At 38.5% G+C, this 19,698-nt stretch carries 17 protein-coding genes; 8 read left to right on the top strand and 9 right to left on the bottom strand.

Annotation, left to right across the window (positions count from 1 at the left end):
- Window positions 1-75 precede the first annotated feature (75 nt).
- Window positions 76-1,275 (bottom strand): radical SAM family heme chaperone HemW, encoded by a 1,200-nt coding sequence (gene hemW, locus NPX99_RS00475; RefSeq protein ID WP_269029802.1) that lies wholly within the window; start codon window positions 1,273-1,275, stop codon window positions 76-78.
- On the bottom strand, window positions 1,272-1,919 hold the full coding sequence (gene rdgB / locus NPX99_RS00470) for an RdgB/HAM1 family non-canonical purine NTP pyrophosphatase (RefSeq protein WP_269029801.1): 648 nt from the start codon (window positions 1,917-1,919) through the stop codon (window positions 1,272-1,274). The genes hemW and rdgB overlap by 4 nt, the downstream gene beginning before the upstream one ends.
- A 310-nt stretch (window positions 1,920-2,229) precedes the next feature.
- On the opposite strand from rdgB, the gene hrcA reads away from it, so the two are divergent.
- Window positions 2,230-3,300 carry a heat-inducible transcriptional repressor HrcA gene (gene hrcA / locus NPX99_RS00465; protein WP_269029800.1) on the top strand — a complete coding sequence of 357 codons (1,071 nt, stop codon included), beginning with the start codon at window positions 2,230-2,232 and terminating at the stop codon, window positions 3,298-3,300.
- A gap of 125 nt (window positions 3,301-3,425) precedes the next feature.
- Window positions 3,426-4,088 (top strand): nucleotide exchange factor GrpE, encoded by a 663-nt coding sequence (gene grpE / locus NPX99_RS00460; RefSeq protein WP_269029799.1) that lies wholly within the window; start codon window positions 3,426-3,428, stop codon window positions 4,086-4,088.
- Between the two features lie 109 nt (window positions 4,089-4,197).
- Here grpE and thpR read toward each other — a convergent pair whose 3' ends face one another.
- The 6 genes from thpR to NPX99_RS00430 form a co-directional block, all read right to left on the bottom strand.
- On the bottom strand, window positions 4,198-4,737 hold the full coding sequence (gene thpR, locus NPX99_RS00455) for an RNA 2',3'-cyclic phosphodiesterase (RefSeq protein ID WP_269029798.1): 540 nt from the start codon (window positions 4,735-4,737) through the stop codon (window positions 4,198-4,200).
- Between the two features lie 569 nt (window positions 4,738-5,306).
- Window positions 5,307-5,603 (bottom strand): HPr family phosphocarrier protein, encoded by a 297-nt coding sequence (locus NPX99_RS00450; RefSeq protein ID WP_010704553.1) that lies wholly within the window; start codon window positions 5,601-5,603, stop codon window positions 5,307-5,309.
- Window positions 5,604-5,627: 24 nt separating this feature from the next.
- Window positions 5,628-6,017, bottom strand: coding sequence for a PTS sugar transporter subunit IIA (locus NPX99_RS00445; protein ID WP_126602227.1), 390 nt, complete (start codon window positions 6,015-6,017; stop codon window positions 5,628-5,630).
- A gap of 131 nt (window positions 6,018-6,148) precedes the next feature.
- Window positions 6,149-6,613: an HPr kinase/phosphatase C-terminal domain-containing protein gene (locus NPX99_RS00440; RefSeq protein ID WP_269029797.1), complete on the bottom strand. Its 465-nt coding sequence runs from the start codon at window positions 6,611-6,613 to the stop codon at window positions 6,149-6,151.
- 23 nt (window positions 6,614-6,636) lie between these two features.
- Window positions 6,637-8,421 carry a sensor histidine kinase gene (locus NPX99_RS00435; RefSeq protein ID WP_269029796.1) on the bottom strand — a complete coding sequence of 595 codons (1,785 nt, stop codon included), beginning with the start codon at window positions 8,419-8,421 and terminating at the stop codon, window positions 6,637-6,639.
- Between the two features lie 39 nt (window positions 8,422-8,460).
- Complete coding sequence (locus tag NPX99_RS00430; protein ID WP_015398691.1) at window positions 8,461-9,183, bottom strand: response regulator transcription factor; 723 nt, start codon at window positions 9,181-9,183, stop codon at window positions 8,461-8,463.
- A gap of 380 nt (window positions 9,184-9,563) precedes the next feature.
- Here NPX99_RS00430 and lysM point away from each other — a divergent pair, with 380 nt between their 5' ends.
- Entirely contained in the window at window positions 9,564-10,019 is a 456-nt protein-coding gene (gene lysM / locus NPX99_RS00425) for a peptidoglycan-binding protein LysM (RefSeq protein WP_269029795.1), read from the top strand.
- Between the two features lie 119 nt (window positions 10,020-10,138).
- Here the strand turns inward: lysM and NPX99_RS00420 are convergent, their stop codons facing one another.
- Window positions 10,139-10,699 (bottom strand): copper chaperone PCu(A)C, encoded by a 561-nt coding sequence (locus NPX99_RS00420; RefSeq protein WP_269029794.1) that lies wholly within the window; start codon window positions 10,697-10,699, stop codon window positions 10,139-10,141.
- Between the two features lie 854 nt (window positions 10,700-11,553).
- Between NPX99_RS00420 and dnaK the strand changes: the two genes are divergently transcribed.
- The 5 genes from dnaK (at window position 11,554) to lepA (ending at window position 19,678) form a co-directional block, all read left to right on the top strand.
- Window positions 11,554-13,446 (top strand): molecular chaperone DnaK, encoded by a 1,893-nt coding sequence (gene dnaK, locus NPX99_RS00415; protein WP_269029793.1) that lies wholly within the window; start codon window positions 11,554-11,556, stop codon window positions 13,444-13,446.
- Window positions 13,447-13,605: 159 nt separating this feature from the next.
- Window positions 13,606-14,751: a molecular chaperone DnaJ gene (gene dnaJ / locus NPX99_RS00410; protein WP_329957921.1), complete on the top strand. Its 1,146-nt coding sequence runs from the start codon at window positions 13,606-13,608 to the stop codon at window positions 14,749-14,751.
- A gap of 719 nt (window positions 14,752-15,470) precedes the next feature.
- On the top strand, window positions 15,471-16,376 hold the full coding sequence (argB, locus tag NPX99_RS00405) for an acetylglutamate kinase (RefSeq protein WP_269029791.1): 906 nt from the start codon (window positions 15,471-15,473) through the stop codon (window positions 16,374-16,376).
- A 31-nt stretch (window positions 16,377-16,407) separates the two neighbouring features.
- Entirely contained in the window at window positions 16,408-17,322 is a 915-nt protein-coding gene (locus NPX99_RS00400) for a DMT family transporter (RefSeq protein ID WP_269029790.1), read from the top strand.
- A 550-nt stretch (window positions 17,323-17,872) separates the two neighbouring features.
- Complete coding sequence (gene lepA / locus NPX99_RS00395; protein WP_269030020.1) at window positions 17,873-19,678, top strand: translation elongation factor 4; 1,806 nt, start codon at window positions 17,873-17,875, stop codon at window positions 19,676-19,678.
- Window positions 19,679-19,698 lie beyond the last annotated feature (20 nt).

Here is a 19,698-nt window from a genome sequence, read left to right as displayed (position 1 = left end):
GCACCTGCTTCTTAAATTGAAAACAGTAAATGTTATGTCATAAGTGACAGGGTTACGAGTTAAAATCATGAGGTTCTAGATTGCTAATTGGCTGATGACGTGGTCAAGAAGAATACGTCCTTTGCTTGTCGCCTTTAAACGCTGATTTCCTAGCATTTCTATGAGTCCTTGTTGTTGTAAATCAATAAGCTTTTCCATTGGTAAACTTTTGGGGTTTAAGGTTTCATAACGCGGAAGATCTAAACCTTCTGAAAGGCGTAAGCCCATGAGAAGCATTTCATTTGCTTGTTGTAATGAGGTCAATTTTTCTGTCTCAATACAGCCATGTCCTGTCGTTTCTACTAATTTAAGCCAATGTTCAGGATATTTTTCATTTATTGTAACATAACGTTCACGGTTTTCAATTTGAGAGTAAGGAGCTTTTGAAGAAGCAGAAAAATTATTTGGTAGGTGTATAAAAAAGCGACCATGGGCTCCTGGGCCAAAGCCTGCATATTCATGATAACGCCAATAAAGAAGATTGTGCGCCGATTCAGCGCCGGGGATTGCATGATTTGAGATCTCATAGGCTAGAAGTCCGTGCTGTGCTGTTATTTCTTGGGTGAGATGATACAAGTCGGCTGCGAGTTCTGAAGCGGGAAGGATTAGTCTTCCTGCGGCATGAAGCCGTTTATAGGCGGTCCCATCCTCGATAGTGAGTTGGTAGAGAGAAAGATGATCTGCTGCTAAATCAAGTGCTTGAAACAGTTCAGATTTCCATTGTTCTAACGTTTGTTCAGGGCGGGCATAAATGAGATCAAAGGATAAACGTGGAAAGATTTCCCGTGCCAAAGCAATCGCGGAAAGAGCCTGTTCCACATTATGAAGACGACCAAGTTTTCGCAATGCTTTGTCATTGAGTGCTTGTACACCTAAGGACAAGCGGTTAACGCCTGCTGCACGATATCCACGAAAACGTTCTGCTTCTACACTTGATGGATTAGCTTCTAATGTAATTTCAACTTTATCATCAACAGTCCATTTTTTTGCAAGTGCTTGCAACAAGGTATCGACAGTCTGAGGCGTCATAAGAGAAGGTGTTCCCCCGCCAATAAAAATACTCGTAATGCGACGTGGACCTATTTTATGGTACTGCGTTTCTATTTCGCGTTCAAAGGCAGCGACAAAACGTGGTTGATCAACACCATGAACGCGCACATGTGAATTGAAATCACAATAGGGACATTTTGTTGCACAAAAGGGCCAATGAATGTAAATGCCAAAAGGTTCATTCATGAGAGTGTCAAAAGGTTTTCGGCCAAAAGTTTAAAAGCACGTGCGCGATGCGAGAGAGGTGTTTTATCATTGAGTTTCCAGTCATGTTTTTGCTCTGTTGACATTTCTCCAAAGGTATTTTCATATCCATCTGGTAAAAAAATGGGATCAAAACCAAAACCTTTATCTCCTCGTGGTGGCCAAATGAATGTGCCTTCAACGCATCCACGGAAGTAATCAGCATGAGCATCAGGCCATGCGATGCAAATAACCGATATAAAACGGCATTTTCGTTGGATTTTTTTTTGCGCCCCAACTTTTTGGAGTTCATTTTCTATTTTTTTCATAGCTTTTGAAAAATTACGTGTACCATCGGCTTGAATCGCCCAATCAGCTGTATAAACGCCCGGTGCACCGCCTAATGCATCTATTTCTAGGCCAGAATCATCAGAGAGAGCAGGAATATCTGTATTTTTTGCTGCGGCAAAGGCTTTGATGTAGGCATTTTCTTCAAATGTGGTTCCTGTTTCTTTTGGTTCCGGCAATCCGAGTTCTTTTGCTGATTGTATTGTAAAACCGAAGGGAGCAACCAAAGTGGTAATTTCATGCAATTTTCCAGCGTTATGTGTCGCGATGACAAGTTTCTTGGATTTGATACTTCTCATATAAATTTCTCCAGAAATAAAGAGGGTACGTTGCGCTAAAAATCAGCTTAAACGCTCACATATATGCGAGTTTTTCCACATTTTACGCGATATGATTTTTGTATATCATCGATAGTTCATGCAAAAGAAATCTTTTGTATTTTGAATGGACAATAATTAAAAAGATATATAGTAGGTCGCTTTTTTTGATGATAGCATTTTTTTATGGTAAAATATATAATATGCTTTTCCACTACTTTGGACTATTTGACCAAAACTTAGTAAAACTTATATAAGAAAGAAGTGTTTTTAAAGTAGTGAAAAAATTGTGATGAAACACAAACCTATTGATGATGAACTAAAATATCTTGATGAACGGTCGCGTGATATTTTTCGCCATATTGTGGAAGCCTATCTTAATGATGGTGAGCCTGTAGGATCACGAAATCTTTCGCGGCTTTTGCGACAGACATTATCACCTGCAACGATTCGTAATGTGATGAGTGATCTTGAACATCTTGGTTTGATTTATGCACCTCATATTTCTGCAGGGCGAATGCCAACACAATCAGGATTACGATTTTTTGTTGATGCGTTTATGGAAGCAGGTGATTTGCCAAACGAGGAGCGTGAGAGTATTGAAATGCAAGTTAAGGAGGCTGGTCATGCGCAATCCGTTGAACATTTTCTTGTCCAAGCGAGCCGTGTTCTTTCAGATCTCTCACGTGGGGCAGGGCTCGTTTTAGCAACAAAATATGAAGGGACATTGAAGCATATTGAATTTGTGCGTCTTGATGGGGAGCATGCTCTTGCTGTTTTAGTGACTCAACAAGGTGAAGTTGAAAATCGTATTGTTCATTTACCAGAAGGAGTTACCCATGCACAATTGACAGAAGCAACGAATTTTCTCAATGCTCATATTCAGGGGCTTACTTTGAGTGAAGCTAAAGAAGAAATTGCCCGTTTATGTTCAGAAACACGGGCTGCGCTCGATCACTTGTCTCATCATCTTGTTGAAACGGGGTTAGCGTTGTGGGGAGGGGAAGATGCTGACCATAAAATACACCTTATTGTTCGCGGGCGTAGCAATTTGCTTGAAGATGTGAGGGCTGAAGAAGATTTAGAGCGGTTACGACATCTTTTTGATGACCTTGAAACGCGTGAAAGTATGGCGCAACTGCTCGATTTAACGGATGAAGGTTCAGGGGTTCGTATTTTTATTGGTTCAGAAAATAAGTTGTTTTCGCTTTCTGGTTCTTCTTTGGTGGTGGCACCTTATCGTGATTCAAAACAACGAGTCATTGGCGCTTTAGGCGTTATTGGTCCTACACGGCTTAATTATGCAAGAATTGTACCTATGGTCGATTATACAGCTCAACTTGTATCGCAATTATTGCGTTAAATGATTAGAGGCAATATTTGTATTATAAATGTTTATTATATTGAAGATGCATAAATACCCCTTGATTTTTGTCTGTAAAATTTCGATATCGGGAATAAGAAATCTTATGAAGGAATGGAATTTTTATGTCTGATGAAAAAAACAAGTTTACTGACGCTTCATCTGAAAATTGCGATTTAAAAAATCCAGCTGATCGTGATGCGCTTAAAAAAGCAGCGGATACGTTTTTAAAAACACGTGAAGCAGAGGCTCGTGCAGAGGTTGAAGAGGAAGAAAATGAGTTAGCTGATCCATTGGCTGCTTTACAGGGTGAAAATAAAGAGCTGAAAGATCAAATTTTGCGTCTTGCTGCAGATATGGAAAACCTTCGACGCCGTACTGCACGTGATATAGCGGATGCGAAGGTTTATTCAATTGCTAGTTTTGCACGTGATATGTTATCTGTTTCCGATAATCTCAATCGTGCTTTGGAGGCTATTCCAGAAGGGGCAAAGGAGAATGATGCGGGTTTAAAGACATTAGCGGAGGGCGTAGAAATGACTGAGCGGGCAATGATGGCAGCGCTAGAACGTCATGGGGTGCAGAAAATTCACCCAGAGGGGCAAAAATTTGATCCTCATTTTCACCAAGCGATGTTTGAAATTCCTAACTCTGATGTTCCAGACAACACTGTTCAGCAAGTTGTTCAGGCCGGTTATATTATTGGTGAGCGTGTTCTACGTCCGGCTATAGTGGGTGTAGCTAAAGGAGGAACGAAAGAAGCTTCTGTGGAATCTGATTCAGCATAAAACACATCAGCAGTAACACTTTCGGTACCATAATGTGCTCGTATGTGTTGTTCATCATATTCAGAAATATTTTATCAAAAAGGGCTCTAAAGGGTGTTAAAACGCCCTTTTACCCTCTCAGTATCCAACTTTTTTCTACAATATAAGGGGCATCACTTGAGGGAGATGGCGATGATAATAAAACAAAATTATTAACTTCAAAAGGCGGAAAAGAGAAATCACTCCGAAGAGATAAATAAGAAGGAAGATTTTCAGGTTTAATATCGAGCAATCGCGCCAGAGTAATATGTGGGATAAATTGTTTTTCATCAGGTGTTAAGTTCAAATTGCTGCGAATGCATTGCATTTTTTTATGTAAAAGGCTGAGAGTTTCACAAGGCTCAATACGAACAACAAGAGAATGTGGAGCTTTTTCTGAACCAAAAACGTTAAATCCCCTTGGTTGTAGTACAAAAGGAGGGAGCTTTATTGTATCAAAGGCACGAATAAGTGCATCTTCTACGGAGCTCTCAACTTCGCCAAAAAAAGACAAAGTGATATGAAAGTTTTGCGGATTAATCCACTGCGCGTTTGGCAAGCCATTTTGCAATGATATGAGTGCTTCTGTTGTTTGTTGAGGAATCTGGAGAGCACTAAACAGGCGTTGCATGGGTAGTATCTCCTTACAGTTAAAAAACGTCACCATAAGTACAATGGCAGCTAACAAGAGGCAAGCATGCACTCTTGAGGATAAGACAATTCTGTAAAAAAAGAATGGCTAAAAAATGTTGACAACATTTAAATTCATAACGCTTATTTATCTTAAGAAAATGGTTATGATACCAACAAAAGTCGTATTTTTGTGCGTTTCATCAAAAAGATATGTGCAGTAAAGGATAGTTTGTACTTTTATTATAAACACTAAAAATAAAGCCTAAGAGTGGAAAACTGATAGATTTCTAAAGCACATCTCCATAAATATTTAACTATACATGTTAAGTGATACATCCATAATATGCAAAAATACTCAAATGATTCAAAGAGTTCTGAGAAAAAAGCAAGCGCAAATATTACATTCAACAGGATTGCTACAAGTGTTGACGTCTATGACGATTATAAAGCTGTAACAGATATGAACTTTAGGATTTTGAAAAGGAAAACAAGAAAGCCCACTATAATAAAATGGAAGGCAGTTTTTCCTCATTCCAAGGATGATCATATGTCTTTTTGGTGAGAATTCTAATTTTCTTCGCCAAATTTATTATTGATGAGTTTTTCAAGAGCATCAAGAGCATCAGTTGCTTCTGGGCCTGAAACACGAATGGTAAGGTTGCAGCCAGATGAAGCTGCTAACATCATAAGTCCCATAATTGATGAACCACCAACAATTTTTCCATCTTTTTCAACTTCAACAGTGGCATTGAAATTGTCAACAGTTTGGACAAATTTGGCAGAAGCACGTGCATGCAACCCACGTTTATTACAAATATTAAAATGACGACTTAGTTTAGATGGGAGAGGGTTTTTGGAAAGCATCAGTGTTAATTATCCGCTATAAAATCATACTGGTACATTAATATATTTACGCCCTGCTTCTTGTGCTATTTTTAAAGCTTCTGATAATGAAATATCAGGACATTGCCGAATAGAAATGAGTTTAATAAGCATAGGTAAATTAACACCCGCAATCATCTCAACGCGTCCTTTTTCAACAGCAGAAATAGCCATATTTGAAGGTGTTCCACCGAACACATCTGTTAATATAATAACGCCATGGTTTGCATCTGTAGAGGAAACTGCGGCTATAATATCACCTCGGCGCTGATCTATGTCATCATCAGGATAGACGCATATTGTTGCGAATTTCTCTTGCGTTCCAACAACATGTTCTACGGCATGTAGAAATTCAACAGCCAGCTCGCCGTGCGTTACAAGCACGAGTCCAATCATTTACACAAACTCCTGTTAACTAAAAATCCGACCATATTGGCGGAAAGGATATTTTACAAGGCTTTATCCTGCTGCCAAGAAAAATTTGCAAAAAAAAGGCAAAAATAATGTTTTTTATCTTTGGAAAAAAATTAGACAGATTTACGCCATATTTTTCTAAAAAAGAATGCTTCAATAGCTTGGCAAATGGCTGTACAATCGGCTTCGTGAAGGCTAGGAAGTTTTAAAAGAGGAATATGGAGATTTGCAAATTGAAAAGTTTGATTTGTGGAAAAGCGTTCATATTCAGAACCAAGACGAATAACACAATCGATAACTGTTTGTTTTTCAAACTCTATTGCATACAGGCCAACACCGCGAATCTCAATACCACCTTGTAAACCTTCTGGGGTATAGCCATAAAGTTTTTCATTTTCTACACGGAGAATTGTATAATCATCACTGATAAGTTTTGCGTCACGTTTTGACCATTCGGCACGGTCGAGCAAAGAAAGAGTAAGAGTTGATTTTCCTGATCCCGATGGGCCTATAATGAGCAGTCCCTTTCCTCCCAGCTGAAGACAATTGGCGTGCAGTAATTCATTTTTTGTTTTCATACCTTTTGCTTTGGATAAAAGATTTATTTAGCGAAGGGAAGCATAATGATAAAACGTGCACCAGTTTTACTCTTTCCAAATTCATGGTCAACAATATTTTCAGCTGTAATTGTCCCATTATGAGCTTCTATGATTTGCCGACTAATAGAAAGACCAAGTCCTGAATTTTGACCAAAAGCATCTTCATTTGGTCGATCAGTATAGAATCGTTCAAAAATGCGTTCAATATTCTCTGAGCGAATACCGGGACCATTATCTTCAATGGTTAAAATGAGGGTTGAGTCCTGACTTTTCATTGTTATACAAATTTTACCATTATCATGGGGAATAAAGGAACGTGCGTTTTCAATAAGATTGGAAATGACTTGCCCCAAACGGAGTTCATGACCCAAAACAAGATAGGCTTTTCCATGAGGACGTGGGACAATATTAAGGCTTACATCAAGAGTTTGTGTATTTCTGTATACTTCTTGGACAGCACGAACAAGACTTTCCAAAAGTGATGTCATATCAACAATCTGTGCGGTTTCACGAGCAAGCTCTGCATCTAGCCGCGAGGCATCAGAAATATCAGTAATCAAACGATCAAGACGACGCACATCATGTTGAATAATTTCTAACAATTTTTCCTGTGCTTCTTCATTTTTAGCCAGTGGAAGCGTTTCAACAGCACTTCGTAGTGAGGTAAGTGGATTTTTTAATTCATGACTTACGTCAGCAGCAAAACGTTCAATGGCTTCAATACGCATATAAAGAGCGTTGGTCATATCACGAATAGAGGCTGAAAGATGACCAATTTCATCTTCACGCATTGAAAAATCAGGAATTTCTACGCGCTTATTATTGCCATTGCGCACACGGTTGGCAGAAGCAGAGAGTTTGCTCAGAGGATGGGCAATTGTATGAGCTAAAAAGAGAGAAAGTACCAAAAGAACGCTACTTACAACGACAAAGACTTTAAAAATCACTAATCTTTCCCCCTTTACAATGTTATCAATATCTGAACCGGTCGTTGAAAGAAGAAGTGCCCCCACCACTGCACGGTAACGTTGAACAGGAACAGCGACCGAAACGATTAATTGACCTTGTCTGTTGCGTCTTTTGGCAGTCGCAACAGATCCGTTTAATGCTCGATATACTTCTGGATAGGTAATACTGCGTTTTTTGATTTGTTCTCTGTTAAGAGCAATACCATTGCCATAAAATATGTTTGATAGCCACGAAGTGAGATGTTCCCACATATTTTTTTTCGTTTTAAGTGGAGGTAAATCATAGCTAAAAACTTCACCACTAGAATAAAGAACGCGCGAATCAAGAAGTAAAGTAGCATCACGATCATAGATACGTGCTCTTGTTGTTTTAGGTTTAATAAGGCGTCGTAAGAGAGGGGCAACTTGTTCCGGATTAATAGGAAAGTCCCACGAGTCAATTGATTGAGGCTCAGGTGTAACGCTCTCTCCAGCGTGTAATTCTAGAAGTTTTTGAGGATCAATGAGAATAGAATTTGGATCTACCGTTGCCGAAGCAGCAATGGCTCCAGCAATAATTTTTCCTTGGATGCATAGACTTTTCATCGTCGCTTCAATTAAACCATCGCGAAATTGATTAAAGTATAAAATGCCTGTCACCAGAACGGCAAGAGCAGCAATATTTAAGATAACAATACGACGTGTAAGACTAGAAAACAGCAATTGTCTGAGGAGACGTTGTATTCTAAAATGCAAATCGACAAACATAGAAAATGGTGCTGAAGGGGTACCTCTTGATGTCGTTTTTTGTAGGGGTTCCAGTTGAGTATTTTTTGTCATCGATTTGATTATCGTTCACGTTTTTGCAACAAAACAGTTTCATACTTCGTGGAAACGATAGCCTACACCATAAAGTGTTTCAATCATTGCAAAATCATCATCCACTTGTTTAAACTTTTTACGCAGACGTTTAATGTGACTATCAATGGTACGGTCATCTACATAGACTTGATCACTATAGGCAGCATCCATCAAAGCATCACGACTTTTCACAACTCCTGGTCTTTGTGCTAAAGTTTGTAGAATCAAAAATTCCGTAACAGTCAGGATAACAGGTTTATCTTTCCATGTACAGGTGTGTCGTTCTTGATCCATCACAAGATCTCCGCGTTTGAGAGAAGAGGTAGGAGAAGTACCTGTTGTAAGCGGTTGATTACGTGCATTAGAACGACGTAAAATAGCTTTCACGCGCTCAATGAGAAGACGTTGAGAGAAAGGTTTGGTAATAAAATCATCAGCGCCCATTTTGAGACCAAAGAGTTCATCAATTTCATCATCTTTAGAGGTAAGAAAAATAACAGGAATATCAGATTTTTGACGCAAACGACGCAAAAGTTCCATTCCATCCATTCGGGGCATTTTAATATCAAAAATAGCTAAATGTGGAGGATGGAGTGTGAGACCTTTGAGTGCAGATGCTCCATCTGTATAGCTTTCAACTCGATAACCTTCTGTCTCAAGCGCAAAAGATAAAGATGTCAAAATATTGCGGTCATCATCAACAAGTACAATCGTTTGCGTGACTGTTGGTGTATCTTTCATGGCTTCTTAGACCTTTCTATTGCTATGATAGCAAACAACCCACGCTATTTATATGGGAGTTCACATTTTTTTTGCAAAACAAATATGGTACAAATTATAGCAGAGTAAAAATCCTTTTATTTTTACGGTAAAAGCTTGTTTTATCTTTGCAATTTTATAATGCTTTTGTGTGCGTTAAGATCCCTTTGCTTGAGAGAAAATTTTTATAGGGGCATTTTTTATCAAAGCTTGTTGTTGTTTTTGTCCCATAATTGTACAAATTTGTTTTGATTGTTGAAGTTTAGAAAACATGCCTATCTGTTTTATTTACAAGCAAAGATAAATAAAGTGTGGTGACATATGCACAAAAAATTGCTTCCACTGCACGAAAGGAGGCTAAAATGGGATTATTTCATTTTATTAAGACGGTTGGAGAAAAACTTGGTATTGGGGATCGTGCGCCAGAAGAGAAAGATTTTAAGGCTGCATTTGATGATTTTCGACTCAGAGCAGAAAAAGTGAATATTCGGGTTGAAAATGGCAAAGCTATTTTAAATGGGGAGGTTCCAGATAGAGAAACTCTTGAAAAAGTGCTTTTGGTTGTGGGAAATTCGCAGGGCATCTCTTCCGTTGATATCGACCAATTGAAGATTGCAGAGAGTGTGTCCACAAAAGTTTCTCGCTTTTATGAGGTTAAATCTGGTGATAACCTTTGGAAAATTGCTGAAGAAGTTTATGGTAAAGGACAAGGTGATAAAAACACATTAATTTTTGAAGCCAATAAACCAATGCTAAAATCTCCCGATAAAATTTATCCTGGACAAGTTTTGCGTATTCCTGAAGTTGATCATGTTTAATTCAGAGAAATAATTAAATTTTTACTCATTTTATATTGCCAAACAAATAATAAGAAGTGCAAGAAAATTTTTGCACTCCTTATCATATTGAACTGTACATTGAAAAGTGATGAAAGAGCTTAGTGCATAGAATCTGATTTAGAAGGTGATTTATCTCCCAGTGCATTTACAGAGAAATCAATACTAATTGTTCCCGCTTTCTCAAAAGTGAGTTTTGCACCAATTTTTTCACCTAGCTTGAATGGTTGTGAAAGCCCCATGAACATAATATGATTACCACCGGGTTTAAGCGAGATTTCGCCATTTCCTGGAATTTCAATGCCATTATGCATTTTTTCCATGTTCATAATATTGTTAACGACCACCATAGAGTGGATTTCTGTTGTTTGTACTCCGTTTGTTGAAACAGCAATCAAACGATCTGGAGTATTGCCATGATTAATGATGTAGAGATAACCGCTGCTTACTTTTACACCTCTGGGTGTTGCGCGTGTCCAAGGATGAAGAATTTCTATGTCGCCAATTTTATATTGCTGAGCGGTTGCGGTTGCGGGCATGGCTATGAAAGTAAAGAGAAGAAGACACACAACATTTTTGATAACCTTTTTGAGTGGATATTGTACAAGAGCTAGATTTCTGGACATGAAATTCTTTATTCTTCTAACAATAAGTATTATCATTGATTTACCCTCCTTTGTGAGATTCACTTCACTCTATTTTTAGCAGAATTTTTGTTCAAAATAAAAGAAAGAATTGCCAAAGTTATACGAATTTACCTGTGAGAAGGGGGCATCTTTTTTAGAATAAGGCAGTAAGGTTTACAATGACAGTGTCCTTAAAGCCAAAAGGTTAAGGGGCTACCTCATATATTTCGAATGAATATTTAGGTAAAAAGAAGGTTATGTCGGATATATTCAAAGCATGGTATCCAAAGAAAAATGAACAATTAAATTAATGATCAGAGGCGGAGCTTTTAAGAGTAAATTGATGGATAATATTCCCATAAACCCGCTATAGATAAGGGGATAAGAAACATCTCATCTCTTAATTACATGAGTATATGATGACTATGAGCGGTGTAGCTAAGCAGATTTATGGTATTTATGTCACAAATCACAAATCATTTGTGTCTTAGCAATATTAAAACAATCTGTGAGTATTTCTTGCACCTATGAGAGATCAAGAAAAAGTGCGCCATTCTTCATCTTTGATTTTTTGATTGTTATAGGTTGGTATTTTTATGAGCATTATGAGAAAATATGTTACGGTAGTTCGTTTCATTGAAAGAGGGCGTTTACGTGTAAGCAGAATGCTTATTTAAAAAGAAAATTTTATTTTGTGGATGTTTCTCTCATTCTTCTCTTGTAGCAATAAGAGCCTGTTCTTATATACGGAGCAGAAAAGGCTTGTTGCACTTGCAATTTATTGTTTGTGTAACTTTGAAGTAAGGTGCAGGCTTTTAAGTGTTATGAGGAGCTGTCTTAGAAAGATGCTTGATGAAGGTTGAGGTAGCTTGCTGAATGGAGATTATAATATGGCAAAAGTAATAGGTATTGATTTGGGGACAACTAACTCTTGTGTCGCTGTTATGGATGGCAAAAACGCAAAGGTTATAGAAAATTCAGAAGGGGCACGAACAACACCTTCTGTTGTTGCTTTTACTGATGGAGGAGAACGGCTTGTTGGTCAACCTGCTAAACGGCAAGCGGTTACGAATCCTGAAGGGACGGTTTTTGCAGTTAAGCGCTTGATTGGTCGCCGTTTTGATGATCCCATGGTTGAAAAAGATAAAGCGCTTGTGCCTTATAAGATTGTTAAAGGCGATAATGGTGATGCATGGGTAGAAGAAGCAGGTAAGAAATATTCTCCGTCACAAATTTCAGCTATGATTTTGCAAAAGATGAAAGAAACTGCGGAGTCTTATCTTGGTGAAAAAGTTGAGCAAGCGGTTATTACTGTTCCTGCCTATTTCAATGATGCACAACGTCAAGCGACCAAAGATGCAGGTAAAATTGCTGGACTTGAAGTTTTGCGGATTATCAATGAGCCAACAGCTGCTGCCTTAGCATATGGTTTGGATAAAAAAGATGGAAAAACCATTGCTGTTTACGACCTCGGTGGTGGTACATTTGATATTTCTGTGCTTGAAATTGGAGATGGTGTTTTTGAAGTTAAGTCAACCAATGGAGATACTTTTTTAGGCGGTGAAGATTTTGACATGCGCTTGGTTGGTTACTTTGCTGATGAATTCAAGAAAGAACAAGGGATTGATCTAAAAAATGATAAATTGGCGTTGCAGCGCTTAAAAGAAGCAGCAGAAAAAGCAAAGATTGAACTTTCTTCTTCACAACAAACGGAAATCAATTTGCCATTTATTACAGCAGATCAATCTGGTCCTAAGCATTTGACAATGAAGTTAACACGGGCAAAGTTTGAGTCTCTCGTTGATGATTTGGTTCAACGTACGATAGAGCCTTGTAAAGCCGCATTAAAAGATGCAGGGCTAAAAGCTGGTGAGATTGACGAAGTTGTTTTAGTGGGTGGTATGACACGTATGCCCAAGATCCAAGAAGTTGTGCAAAACTTTTTCGGCAAGGATCCACACAAAGGTGTTAATCCCGATGAGGTTGTAGCAATGGGTGCTGCTATCCAAGGAGGGGTCTTGCAGGGCGATGTGAAAGATGTGTTGCTCTTGGATGTGACACCTTTGTCTTTGGGGATTGAAACGTTGGGTGGGGTTTTCACACGTCTTATTGAACGCAATACCACTATTCCAACGAAAAAATCGCAAGTTTTTTCAACAGCTGATGATAATCAAAGTGCCGTGACTATTCGTGTTTTCCAAGGTGAACGCGAAATGGCTAGTGATAACAAATTATTGGCTCAATTTGATCTTGTTGGTATTCCACCAGCACCGCGTGGTATGCCTCAGATTGAGGTTACTTTTGATATTGATGCGAATGGTATTGTCAATGTATCTGCTAAAGATAAAGGGACAGGTAAAGAACATCAAATTCGTATTCAAGCATCAGGTGGTTTAAGTGACGCTGACATCGAAAAAATGGTAAAAGATGCAGAAGAACATGCGGCTGAAGACAAAAAACGCCGTGAAGGTGTTGAAGCTAGAAATCAAGCGGAAGCTCTTATACATTCAACTGAGAAGTCATTGACTGAATATGGTGATAAGGTATCAGCTGCAGATAAAGAACAAATTGAAACGGCGATATCTGATTTGAAGTCTGCGCTTGATGGTACTGATACTGAAGAAGTAACAGCAAAAATGCAGAAGTTAGCAGAAGTCAGTATGAAGCTTGGACAGGCTATGTATGAAGCTTCACAAACAGCAACAGACAACACTGAAACAGATACAAAGGATGATGATGTTGTTGATGCTGATTTTGAAGAAATTAATGATAAGAAGAAATAGTGTAAGCAAATGCATTGATTACTTAATAAACCCGGCCTTCGAGAGAGAAGGCTGGGCTTTATTATTTGGGATAAGTTGCAACTTTTTTGCTAAAAATATAAATTAAAAGCAAATCTTATCCGTAAAGATGGATGACAAAAAAATTATCAGGAATACATGATGAAAGTAGATTATTATGAAATTCTTGGCGTAACTCGTGAATGTGATGATAAAAAGTTGAAATCTGCTTTTCGTAAGTTAGCAATGCAATATCATCCTGATCGCAACGCAGGGGATAAAGAGGCTGAGCGGAAATTTAAAGAAATTGGTGAAGCTTATGAAGTTCTCAAAGATCCTCAAAAGCGCGCAGCTTATGATCGCTTTGGTCATGCGGCTTTTGAAAATAGTGGCCGTGAGGGAGCAAATCCCTTTGGTGGTTTTGCTGCGGGTGGTGGATTTGCTGACATTTTTGAAGATTTTTTTGGTGAAATTATGGGAGGGATGCACCGTAAGCGCAATGATGGCCGCGAGCGTGGTGCTGATCTGAGTTATAATATGGAAGTGACCTTGGAAGAGGCATTTTCAGGAAAAACTGCGCAGATTAATATTCCTAGTTCTGTTACGTGTGATGTTTGTGAAGGATCAGGTGCGAAAAAAGGCTCTAAGCCGCAAGTTTGTGGAACGTGTCATGGGGCTGGTCGTGTACGTGCCGCACAAGGTTTTTTTTCTATTGAACGAACATGTCCTGCATGTCATGGACGGGGTGAAACTATTACGGATCCATGTCCAAAATGTCAGGGGACGAGACGGGTGGAGAAAAAACGTTCATTGAGTGTGAATGTTCCGGCTGGTATTGAAGATGGTACGCGTATTCGTCTTTCTGGTGAGGGAGATGCAGGAATTCGTGGTGGTCCTAGCGGCGATCTTTATATTTTTCTTTCTATTAAACCGCATGAGTTTTTTCAGCGAGAAGGAGCTGATCTTCACTGTCGTGTACCTATTTCAATGGTGACAGCGGCTTTAGGAGGTGAATTTGAAGTTGCCGACCTTGATGGTGTTAAAACACGTGTTAAGGTTCCAGAAGGTACACAAAATGGGCGTCAATTCCGTCTTAAAGGAAAAGGAATGCCCATGTTGCGTCGTCAGCAAGTAAAGGGCGATCTTTATATTCACATCACTATTGAAACACCTCAGAAATTAACGCAGGAGCAACGCGAATTGTTGCAAAAGTTTGAGAAGCTTTCAAATCATGAGAATTCGCCACAATCGCATGGTTTCTTTTCACGTATGAAGGAATTTTTTGAAAATATTTCAGGACAAAATTAATGAATACGCATTCATGAATGAGTTATGTGTATTCCTGTAGAAATAAAAAACGAATAATCTTTCATAGAGAGAAGAAGAAGATTCAATTTTATTCTTGCTTAATGAAAAAAAACACCTTCATTGTGTGAAGGGATATTTTGGTTTTTTCGTAATGCTTTTGTTACTCTTTGTGCGTTTCTTTAGGGGAGTTTATACAGTGATAAGAATACAATAGAAGTTGATGCTAAAGGTTTTCTGATGTGGTGTTATCAACAATTTGCACTTAATATTTATTTGCAAGCTATCAATATTGCATTTTCTCTTATTTGAGACAGCTCATAAGGGAACAAGAAATGAAGAGAATATTGCTGTATTCAATGTATTTATTTAAACTGCAAAACGATTAATTATCTTTATAAATCAATGGTTGTATATATTCATGTTAAAAATCCCAGTATAGAACAAAATCATTGCGTTAAATGTACGGTGTGGCTTAAGGATTTTTCCGAATTTTATAAATAAAATTGTAGGATAATGACATTTTGTACACTTATTTTGTTCAATTTTTTTTATGCTAGTTCTTTTTAGAGAGGCTGTTTTAGATTTATCACAATTCAAAGAGGGATGGACGATTTTCAGGGGGGGGGGGGGGATGGATAGAGTAAAACTTGTTTTAAATTTGTTTTCACTTTTTCTAAATTCTATTAAGAGAGGGTAAAAAGCGATGAGGAGGCTCTTTTATGGATGATGTTGAAAACAATGCTGCAGATGTTTTTGAAAAACAGGCAGCATTTTTATCGTCTGCTTTACCCTATATGCAGAAATATGAAAATGAAACAGTGGTTGTAAAATATGGTGGTCATGCCATGGGGGATAGTGCTTTGGGACGCGCATTTGCACGTGATATTGCTTTATTAAAGCAATCAGGTATTAACCCCGTTGTTGTTCATGGTGGAGGACCTCAAATTGCTAAAATTTTGATGAAAATGGGGATTGAATCACGCTTTGAAAACGGTTTACGCGTCACCGATGAGCGTATCGTTGAAGTGGTTGAAATGGTTTTAGCAGGTTCTATAAACAAGGAAATTGTTGCTCTTATTAACGCTGAGGGTGAATGGGCAATAGGATTGTGTGGCAAGGACGGCAATATGGTTTTTGCTGAAAAGGCATATAAAACGGTCATTGACCCCGATTCGCATATTGAACGTGTTTTAGACTTGGGGTTTGTTGGTGAACCTGTTGAAGTTGATCGCACATTATTAGATCTTTTAGCATGTTCTGAAATGATTCCAGTTCTTGCTCCTGTGGCTCCAGGCCACGATGGAAAAACCTATAATATCAATGCTGATATTTTTGCTGGAGCTATTGCCGGTGCATTAGAGGCCAAACGCCTTTTATTTCTCACCGATGTTCCTGGTGTCTTGGATAAACAGGGTAAACTTTTAAAAAAATTGACCATTTCTGAAGCGGAAAGCTTCATCAGAGATGAGACAATTTCAGGGGGAATGATTCCAAAAGTAGAAACCTGTATAAAGGCTCTTCAAAATGGTGTAGAAGGTGTGGTTATTTTAAATGGTAAAACCCCCCATTCTGTCTTGCTAGAATTATTTACTGAACAAGGAGTTGGAACGCTTATTGTTGCATAAGATGTGGAAAAATTAGAGGAAAAAATCTTTCATGGTTGATAGAGAACAGTTAAAATGTCCGTTATTGAGCAAACAGGAATTGGCGCTATTTGCTGCGACAATATTATGGGGCATTACCTTTTTAGTGACACACATTGCGGTACGCTATAGTGGCCCCCTCTTTTTTGTGGGATTTCGTCTTATGGTTGCGTCATTTATATGCGGGACAATTTTTTGGCGCTCTATGAAAGGTATAACTGTTTATGAAGTTTTTGCTGGGATTGCGATTGGTTTAGGAATGTTTTTGGGTTATGGTTTGCAAGCTATGGGGCTTCAAACAATTCTGAGTAGTCAGTCTGCTTTTATTACGGCACTTTATGTTCCGATAGTTCCAATATTGCAATGGATTGTTTTTAAAAAGCCTCCCCGTTTAGCTTGTTGGATTGGTATTGTTTTTTCTTTTATTGGTCTTGTACTTGTTTCCGGACAAAAGCCAGGGAGTGTTGATTTTTCAAAAGGTGAAATTTTAACTTTGTTGGGTGCTTTGGCAATTGCTGGAGAAGTTATACTCATCGGAATTTTTGCCAACAAAGTTGATAGTCGACGCATAACGATTATACAGTTATTTTTTGGTGGTCTTTTTTCATTTTCTTGTATGCCTTTAGTGGGGGAAAGAATTCCTGAGTTTTCATGGATATGGCTGAGTATCGGTGCAGGATTGGCACTGATGAGTGCTATCATTCAATTGGCAATGAATTGGGCACAAAAGTCTATTTCACCTACGCGTGCAACACTTATTTATGCAGGAGAACCGGTATGGGCTGGTATTGTTGGGCGTTTAGCGGGTGAACGTTTGTCTCCTTTAGCTTTATTGGGGGGAGCGCTTATCTTGATTGGGATCGTTGTGGCTGAATTACAACCTTCACAATGGCGTAAAAAAGATAAAGTGATTGAGAAAATTGATTAACTTTGCCTCTCTTTTATCATGCGTTTGTTTCATGATATTTTTACTTAAAGAGATTTTATTTTGTTGTTTTTTCAACAAGACGAAGCAGATTCTTTATGCTTTTCACTTTTAGATAGAAGAAAAGGAATCTTTTAAGAAATATGCTTTTTTAAAACGAGCTTGCAAAAGAGAGCATATTTTTGAGGTTTTAACAGATAAGAAGATGAACTGCTCGGATATGAAGCTTTTTTTATTTTGTGTAAAATGAAAAAAGTAAGTTATTATGTACAAATAGCAATAATTTTTGCACATTTTATCACAAGCCTAAGCGTTCTATATATTTCGAGTCTTGTTCGAGCATAGGAGAGATAAGGCCAACAGATATGAAAAAGTTGAGAGCATTTGCGTCCTTATTAATCATTGGTATTCGTTTTAGTAAACAAAGGTCTTATTTTTAGATTATGAAAAATTGTGTTTCTAGAGGCTCTTTTCCTTTGTATTTTTCGAAAGCTTTTCAAAGGAGCATAATTGGTCTTTGCGTTTTGTTTTATTCTTTGCTAAATCGCCTCATATGACAAGAGACCGTAATTATATCCGTAATTTTTCCATTGTGGCGCATATTGACCATGGAAAATCGACTTTGGCTGATCGTCTGATTCAAATGACAGGAGGGCTTGAGACACGAGAAATGAAAGAGCAAGTGCTCGATTCTATGGATATTGAACGTGAACGTGGAATTACTATTAAAGCACAAACGGTGCGTTTGCACTATAAGGCAAAGGACGGTGAGACTTATATTTTAAATCTTATTGATACGCCTGGTCACGTTGATTTTGCTTATGAGGTATCGCGTTCATTGGCAGCTTGTGAAGGTTCACTTTTGGTTGTAGATGCGAGCCAAGGTGTAGAGGCGCAGACATTGGCGAATGTTTATCAAGCTATCGATAATTCTCATGAATTGGTTGTTGTGCTCAATAAGGTTGACCTTCCAGCAGCAGAACCTGAACGTGTTAAAGAGCAAATTGAAGATGTGATTGGTATTGATACCTCTGAAGCCGTTGAAATATCAGCAAAAACGGGTTTGGGAGTTCCTGATGTTTTGGAAGCAATTGTTACTCAGTTGCCATCTCCGCGTACTGGTGATGTTAACAAACCTTTAAAGGCAATGTTGGTTGATAGTTGGTACGATAGTTACCTTGGTGTCATTGTTTTGGTGCGGGTGATAGATGGTGTGTTGAAAAAGGGACAAATCATTCGCATGATGGGGACAGGAGCAAAATATCCTGTTGAGCGCGTTGGAGTCTTTACCCCTAAAATGGTTCATGTTGATGAATTAGGACCAGGGGAAATTGGTTTTATAACAGCCTCTATTAAGGAAGTTGCTGATACACGGGTTGGTGATACCATTACGGAAGAACGGCGCCCTTGTGAAGAGGCACTGTCTGGTTTTAAACCTGCACAACCGGTTGTTTTTTGTGGACTTTTTCCCATTGATGCTGCTGATTTTGAAGATTTGCGTGCAGCCATGGGAAAGTTGCGTTTAAATGATGCGAGTTTTTCCTTTGAAATGGAAACATCAGCAGCTTTGGGGTTTGGCTTTCGTTGTGGATTTTTAGGGCTTCTTCATCTCGAAATTATTCAAGAGCGATTAGAACGTGAGTTTAATTTAGATCTCATTGCGACAGCGCCTTCGGTTGTGTATCGCATGAATATGAATGATGGTTCTGTCAAAGAATTGCATAATCCAGCAGATATGCCTGATATTGTTAAAATTTCTTCCATTGAAGAACCATGGATCCGGGCGACAATTATGACGCCTGATAACTATCTTGGTGCAATTTTAGAACTTTGCCAAGAACGGCGGGGAGTCCAAGTGAGTTTGTCCTATGTAGGAACACGTGCTATGGTTACATACGATTTGCCACTGAATGAAGTTGTTTTTGATTTTTATGATCGTTTAAAATCAATTTCGAAGGGATATGCTTCCTTTGATTATCAAATGACGGATTATGCGGAAGGCGATCTGGTTAAAATGTCTATTTTGGTAAATGGAGAGTCTATTGATGCATTGTCGATGCTTGTGCACCGCACGATTGCAGAAAAGCGCGGGCGTTCAATGTGTGAAAAACTAAAAGACCTTATTCCTCAGCATATGTTTCAGATTCCAGTTCAAGCAGCGATTGGTGGTAAAATCATTGCACGCGAGACAATTCGTGCGTTGCGTAAAGATGTGACGGCTAAATGTTACGGGGGTGATGTGACGCGTAAACGCAAACTTTTAGAAAAGCAAAAAGAAGGCAAAAAGCGGATGCGCCAATTCGGAAAAGTAGAAATTCCGCAGTCAGCTTTTATTCAAGCGCTTAAAATGAATAAATAATAAAAAAGGGAGAATTTTCC

Origin of the sequence: Bartonella sp. 220B, assembly GCF_026930205.1 — a bacterium.
GTDB lineage: Bacteria > Pseudomonadota > Alphaproteobacteria > Rhizobiales > Rhizobiaceae > Bartonella.
Note: the sequence above shows the minus strand (reverse complement) of the source record. Positions and strands in the feature narration are given on the sequence as shown.

Bases quoted from the DNA above. Each gene is read 5' to 3' on its own strand.
- hemW (WP_269029802.1), bottom strand. From the start codon at position 1,275: ATGAATGAACCTTTTGGCATTTACATTCATTGGCCCTTTTGTGCAACA.
- rdgB (WP_269029801.1), bottom strand. From the start codon at position 1,919: ATGAGAAGTATCAAATCCAAGAAACTTGTCATCGCGACACATAACGCT.
- hrcA (WP_269029800.1), top strand. From the start codon at position 2,230: ATGAAACACAAACCTATTGATGATGAACTAAAATATCTTGATGAACGG.
- grpE (WP_269029799.1), top strand. From the start codon at position 3,426: ATGTCTGATGAAAAAAACAAGTTTACTGACGCTTCATCTGAAAATTGC.
- thpR (WP_269029798.1), bottom strand. From the start codon at position 4,737: ATGCAACGCCTGTTTAGTGCTCTCCAGATTCCTCAACAAACAACAGAA.
- NPX99_RS00450 (WP_010704553.1), bottom strand. From the start codon at position 5,603: ATGCTTTCCAAAAACCCTCTCCCATCTAAACTAAGTCGTCATTTTAAT.
- NPX99_RS00445 (WP_126602227.1), bottom strand. From the start codon at position 6,017: ATGATTGGACTCGTGCTTGTAACGCACGGCGAGCTGGCTGTTGAATTT.
- NPX99_RS00440 (WP_269029797.1), bottom strand. From the start codon at position 6,613: ATGAAAACAAAAAATGAATTACTGCACGCCAATTGTCTTCAGCTGGGA.
- NPX99_RS00435 (WP_269029796.1), bottom strand. From the start codon at position 8,421: ATGACAAAAAATACTCAACTGGAACCCCTACAAAAAACGACATCAAGA.
- NPX99_RS00430 (WP_015398691.1), bottom strand. From the start codon at position 9,183: ATGAAAGATACACCAACAGTCACGCAAACGATTGTACTTGTTGATGAT.
- lysM (WP_269029795.1), top strand. From the start codon at position 9,564: ATGGGATTATTTCATTTTATTAAGACGGTTGGAGAAAAACTTGGTATT.
- NPX99_RS00420 (WP_269029794.1), bottom strand. From the start codon at position 10,699: ATGATAATACTTATTGTTAGAAGAATAAAGAATTTCATGTCCAGAAAT.
- dnaK (WP_269029793.1), top strand. From the start codon at position 11,554: ATGGCAAAAGTAATAGGTATTGATTTGGGGACAACTAACTCTTGTGTC.
- dnaJ (WP_329957921.1), top strand. From the start codon at position 13,606: ATGAAAGTAGATTATTATGAAATTCTTGGCGTAACTCGTGAATGTGAT.
- argB (WP_269029791.1), top strand. From the start codon at position 15,471: ATGGATGATGTTGAAAACAATGCTGCAGATGTTTTTGAAAAACAGGCA.
- NPX99_RS00400 (WP_269029790.1), top strand. From the start codon at position 16,408: ATGGTTGATAGAGAACAGTTAAAATGTCCGTTATTGAGCAAACAGGAA.
- lepA (WP_269030020.1), top strand. From the start codon at position 17,873: ATGACAAGAGACCGTAATTATATCCGTAATTTTTCCATTGTGGCGCAT.